The following is a 3946-nucleotide window of genomic DNA, read 5'->3' as shown; positions in this document are numbered from 1 at the left end:
GCCGCGATCCCGCGCGTCACGGCGGGCGGCGAACGGCCGAGCTTGCGCGCCGCCGCGCCGAAACCGCCCTCCGACGCCACCGCGACGAACATCTCCAACGTCAGCAGGCGATCCATGATTATTCCATTTTCCGGAATTAACTCGTTCCAACTTCCCTTATTATCTCTTCCCTCGCAATAACCTAAATCGCCTTCCGAAAGGGAATGGCAATGGCGCAGAATTACCGGCACATATTGTTCAGCGACGCGGTGAAGGCGTTGCAGGAAGAGCATGGCTCGCGCGCGGCGTATCTGAAGATGGATGCCGGCGCCGACGGCACCCCCGACCGGCTGACCGACAAGGAAACCGGCTTCATCGCGCTGCGCGACAGCTTCTACATGGCGAGCGTCAACGCCGACGGCTGGCCCTATATGCAGCACCGCGGCGGCCCCGCGGGTTTCCTCCGCCACATTGCGGGCAACCGGATCGGCTTCGCTGATTATCGCGGCAACAAGCAATATATCAGCACCGCGAACCTTGCGGGCAACGACCGCGTCTCGCTGTTCCTGATGGACTATCCGAACCGCGACCGGCTGAAACTCGTCGGCCATGCGAAAAGCGTCGAACTCGCCGACGATCCCGCCGCGGTCACCGCGCTGATGCCCGCTGGCTATCGTGCGACGCCCGAGCGCGCCTTCTTCATCGATGTGATCGGCTGGGAATGGAACTGCTCGCAGCACATCACCCCGCGCTTCACCGAGGCCGAGATTTCGGCTGCGGTCCGTCCGATGGCAGCCGAGATCAACCAGCTGCGCGCCGAAATCGCCGCATTGCAAGCAGGGCGGGACCAGCCCGCTCCCCCGCCCGGCCTCCCATGAGCATAAACTGTTCGGGAGGCCGGGTGGGGGAGCGGGCTGGTGCCGTTCCGACGTCAGTCGACCAAAAAAGGACCCCGCATGATCATTCTCCATGGCTCGCCGCTGTCAGGCAACACGCACAAGATCCGCATGGCGCTCGCCTTCCTCGGCCTGCCATGGGACGAGCGGCTGGCCGATGCCGCGGCGCGCCAGTCCGACGCTTTCGCGGCGCTGACCCCGATGCGCCAGATTCCGTTGTTCGCCGATGGCGATTTCACCCTGCGCGACAGCCAGGCCATTCTCGCGCTGCTCGCGGCGCGGCACCGCCCCGGTGACTGGGACGGCGATACGCCCGAAGAACGCGGCGAAATTGCCCTCTGGCTCTCGCACGCCGCCAACGAGATCGCAAACGGCCCCGCCGCGCTCCGCCTCGCACGCAAGTTCGGCCTCCCCATAGCGGAGGATCATGCCGCCACCGTCACCGCACGCATCCTGCCCGTTGTCGAGGCGCATCTTGCGGGCCGCGACTGGCTCGTCGGCGACCGGCTCACCATCGCCGACCTTGCGGCGAGCCCCTATCTCGCGCTTATGGGCGATGCGGGGATCGACCTTGCAGACTGGCCGGCGATCCGCGACTGGATCCGCCGGATCGCTGCACTGCCCGACTTTCCCGCGATGCCGGGCTGGCCGGCCGAAGGAGCCATATGATGCCTTACGTCAATATCCGGATCACCCGCGAAGGCGCGACGCCCGCACAGAAGGCCGAGCTGATCGGCGGCGTCACCGAACTGCTCCAGCGCGTGCTCGGCAAGAATCCCGCGACCACCGTCGTCAATATCGACGAGGTCGAGTTCGAAAACTGGGGTATCGGCGGACTTCCCGTTCTCGACTATCGCGCCGCGCAGGATTCGAAGGAGAAACCGTGATGACCGCGCACAATGCCGCTCCCGCCTTTGCCACGATCATGCTGCTCACGGGGGTCGGCATCCCGATCCTCGCCGCGCTCAACGGCGGCCTCGGCACGCGGCTCGGCAGCCCGATGGCAGCGTCGATGATCCTCTTCGGCCTCGCCTTCCTCATCGCGACCGCGGGCGCGCTCGCGACCGGCTCGGTCGGTCAGATCCGCTTCAGCCCCGACATCCCCTTCCAATTCTATTTCGGCGGGCTGTTCGTCGCCTTCTACGTCATCGCGGTGACCTTCATCGCGCCGAAATTCGGCGTCGGCAATGCGATCTTCTTCGTCCTCGTCGGCCAACTCATCAGCGCCGCAACGATCGACCATTTCGGCCTGTTCGGCGCAATGCGTTCGGCGATCGACATGAAACGCGTCGCGGGGATCGCGCTGATGATCGCGGGCGTCTACCTCGCGCGCCGGACGGCCTGACTGCGGCTTTCGACCGATTGCGGACTTATCTCTCATCGTCATCCCGGACTTGATCCGGGATCCATGGCCGCACCATCGTATGGATCCCGGATCAAGTCCGGGATGACGAAGGAGAGGGAACGAACGTCCGCTTCCCACCCCGAAGCCGACATCGCACGGCCAGCCCTGCACTCACATATGCGCCGTGACCTCGGGCGGGTTCCACCAGTTGTTGCCCGCGCCGTCCATATGCTGGACCGGCAGCGCCGCCATCTCGGCGGGCGTCAGGTCGTCGAGGCACGCGATCGATACCGAATAATAGGCGCCGCCGATTTCCTCGACATAACCATGGCCGAAGGGCGAGACACCGCACGTCTTGCAGAAGATGTGATGCGCGCTGTGCGACCCGAACTGATAGTCGGCAAAGGCAGCGGGGTCAGTCAGCAGGCGAAAGGCGTCGGGCTTGATCTGCGCGCTCCAGTTGCGCTTCTTGGTGCAGATCGAGCAGTTGCACTTGCCAGTTCCCGCGTCGAGATCGAGGTCGGCCTCGAATTTGACGGCGCCGCAGTGGCACGAACCATGGTGGGTCCTGATCATCGCTGAAATCCTTCCGGTTGCCGGCGCTGTCCTTTGCGCCCTTCACCCGAAGCGGTTTAGCGTAGCCCCCTGACAGATCGTGTCAGGAGGCGTCATCATAGCCGCTGCGGCGCCACCAGTCGGCCATCAGCACCGCGCGCCGCCGCCCATATCCTTCGTCGCCGATCCGCGCCGTACCGATGCGGTCGATACGGAAACTGCGGAAATCCTGGCGCAGCAGACACCAGGCCGCGATGATCTGCTTGTCCTCGAAATAGGCGAGCGCCGCGGGCCAGATCGCACGTGCGGTGACCGCACCTCTTTCATCGGCATAGTCGATATGCAGCGTCTTTTCGGTGCGCATCGCCTCGCGCACCGTCGCGAGCAGCGGCGCGTTCGTTTCGCGCCAGCGGCTGTTCACCGGCCACAGCCCCGACTCGTCGATCCTTTGCCTGAGCGCGTCGGGGCTCGCCGCGGCAATCTTCGCAAGCGCCATTCCCGCCGCACGCGACAGGCTGCCGTCCTGCCGCCCCTCGACCCAGCGCGCGCCAAGGACCAGCGCCTCCAGCTCGTCGGCGGTGAACATCAAGGGCGGCAGGAAGAATCCCGGACGAAGCATATAGCCGACCCCCGCCTCGCCTTCGATCGGCGCGCCCAAGGCGATCAGCGCCTGAATATCGCGATAGAGCGTGCGCACCGACACGCCCTGCTCCTCGGCGAGCGCTTCCGCCGTCACCGGTCGCCGTCGCCGCCGCAGACCGTCGATGATTGCAAAGAGCCGCCCCGTCTTGTCTGCCATGATGCCGCGATCCGCTCCGCTCAGCGCCGCCGATAGGTCCAGCTGCGCGGTTTCGATCCGTCGACCGCCGAAATCGTTGCGGTCAGCGTGTCGCCGCTACGGGCATAGGCGATGCGCTGCGGATAATCATGCGCCGCATTCTCGAAGGTCGCGCTCGTCGCCTCGTGCCGCACCAGCCGGAACGCCACGGGCGCCCCGCCCTGCGGCATCGCGATATAGGCCGGCGCGCCATCCTCGCCCGTCGCGATCCGCAGAAATTCGAACTCGCGCAGGGCATCGCCGCGCCCCGACCGGCTGTGGCCGAGCATCACCCCGCCGCGCGGGGGGGCCCAGCTCTCCTCGGTCCAGCGCCCGTCGCTCTCGCTCGCCCAC

Annotated in this window: 8 protein-coding genes; 4 read left to right on the top strand and 4 right to left on the bottom strand. The window is 66.0% G+C overall.

Annotated elements, in window-relative coordinates:
• On the bottom strand, nucleotides 1–92 hold a 92-nt coding region (locus VN047_RS12720), incomplete at its 3' end, for a LysR family transcriptional regulator (RefSeq protein WP_325543218.1).
• 117 nt (nucleotides 93–209) lie between these two features.
• Here VN047_RS12720 and VN047_RS12715 point away from each other — a divergent pair.
• The 4 genes from VN047_RS12715 (at nucleotide 210) to VN047_RS12700 (ending at nucleotide 2220) form a co-directional block, all read left to right on the top strand.
• A complete protein-coding gene (locus tag VN047_RS12715; RefSeq protein WP_325543216.1) occupies nucleotides 210–857 on the top strand; it encodes a pyridoxamine 5'-phosphate oxidase family protein in 648 nt (215 codons plus the stop codon).
• 78 nt (nucleotides 858–935) lie between these two features.
• Nucleotides 936–1544 (top strand): glutathione S-transferase family protein, encoded by a 609-nt coding sequence (locus VN047_RS12710; protein WP_325543214.1) that lies wholly within the window; start codon nucleotides 936–938, stop codon nucleotides 1542–1544.
• Nucleotides 1541–1762, top strand: a complete 222-nt coding sequence (locus VN047_RS12705; RefSeq protein ID WP_325543212.1) for a 4-oxalocrotonate tautomerase family protein — start codon at nucleotides 1541–1543, stop codon at nucleotides 1760–1762. Before VN047_RS12710 ends, VN047_RS12705 begins: the two co-directional genes overlap by 4 nt.
• Nucleotides 1762–2220: a DMT family transporter gene (locus VN047_RS12700; RefSeq protein ID WP_325543210.1), complete on the top strand. Its 459-nt coding sequence runs from the start codon at nucleotides 1762–1764 to the stop codon at nucleotides 2218–2220. Before VN047_RS12705 ends, VN047_RS12700 begins: the two co-directional genes overlap by 1 nt.
• A gap of 171 nt (nucleotides 2221–2391) precedes the next feature.
• Here VN047_RS12700 and VN047_RS12695 read toward each other — a convergent pair whose 3' ends face one another.
• The 3 genes from VN047_RS12695 to VN047_RS12685 form a co-directional block, all read right to left on the bottom strand.
• Nucleotides 2392–2796 (bottom strand): GFA family protein, encoded by a 405-nt coding sequence (locus tag VN047_RS12695; protein WP_325543208.1) that lies wholly within the window; start codon nucleotides 2794–2796, stop codon nucleotides 2392–2394.
• Nucleotides 2797–2878: 82 nt separating this feature from the next.
• Nucleotides 2879–3574 carry a YafY family protein gene (locus VN047_RS12690; RefSeq protein ID WP_325543206.1) on the bottom strand — a complete coding sequence of 232 codons (696 nt, stop codon included), beginning with the start codon at nucleotides 3572–3574 and terminating at the stop codon, nucleotides 2879–2881.
• Nucleotides 3575–3594: 20 nt separating this feature from the next.
• Nucleotides 3595–3946, bottom strand: a 352-nt coding sequence (locus VN047_RS12685) for a DUF6265 family protein (protein WP_325543204.1), incomplete at its 5' end; no start/stop codon positions are given.

This window comes from Sphingopyxis sp., from assembly GCF_035565275.1.
Classification (GTDB): Bacteria; Pseudomonadota; Alphaproteobacteria; order Sphingomonadales; family Sphingomonadaceae; genus Sphingopyxis.
This window is presented reverse-complemented; position numbering and strand designations above follow the sequence as displayed.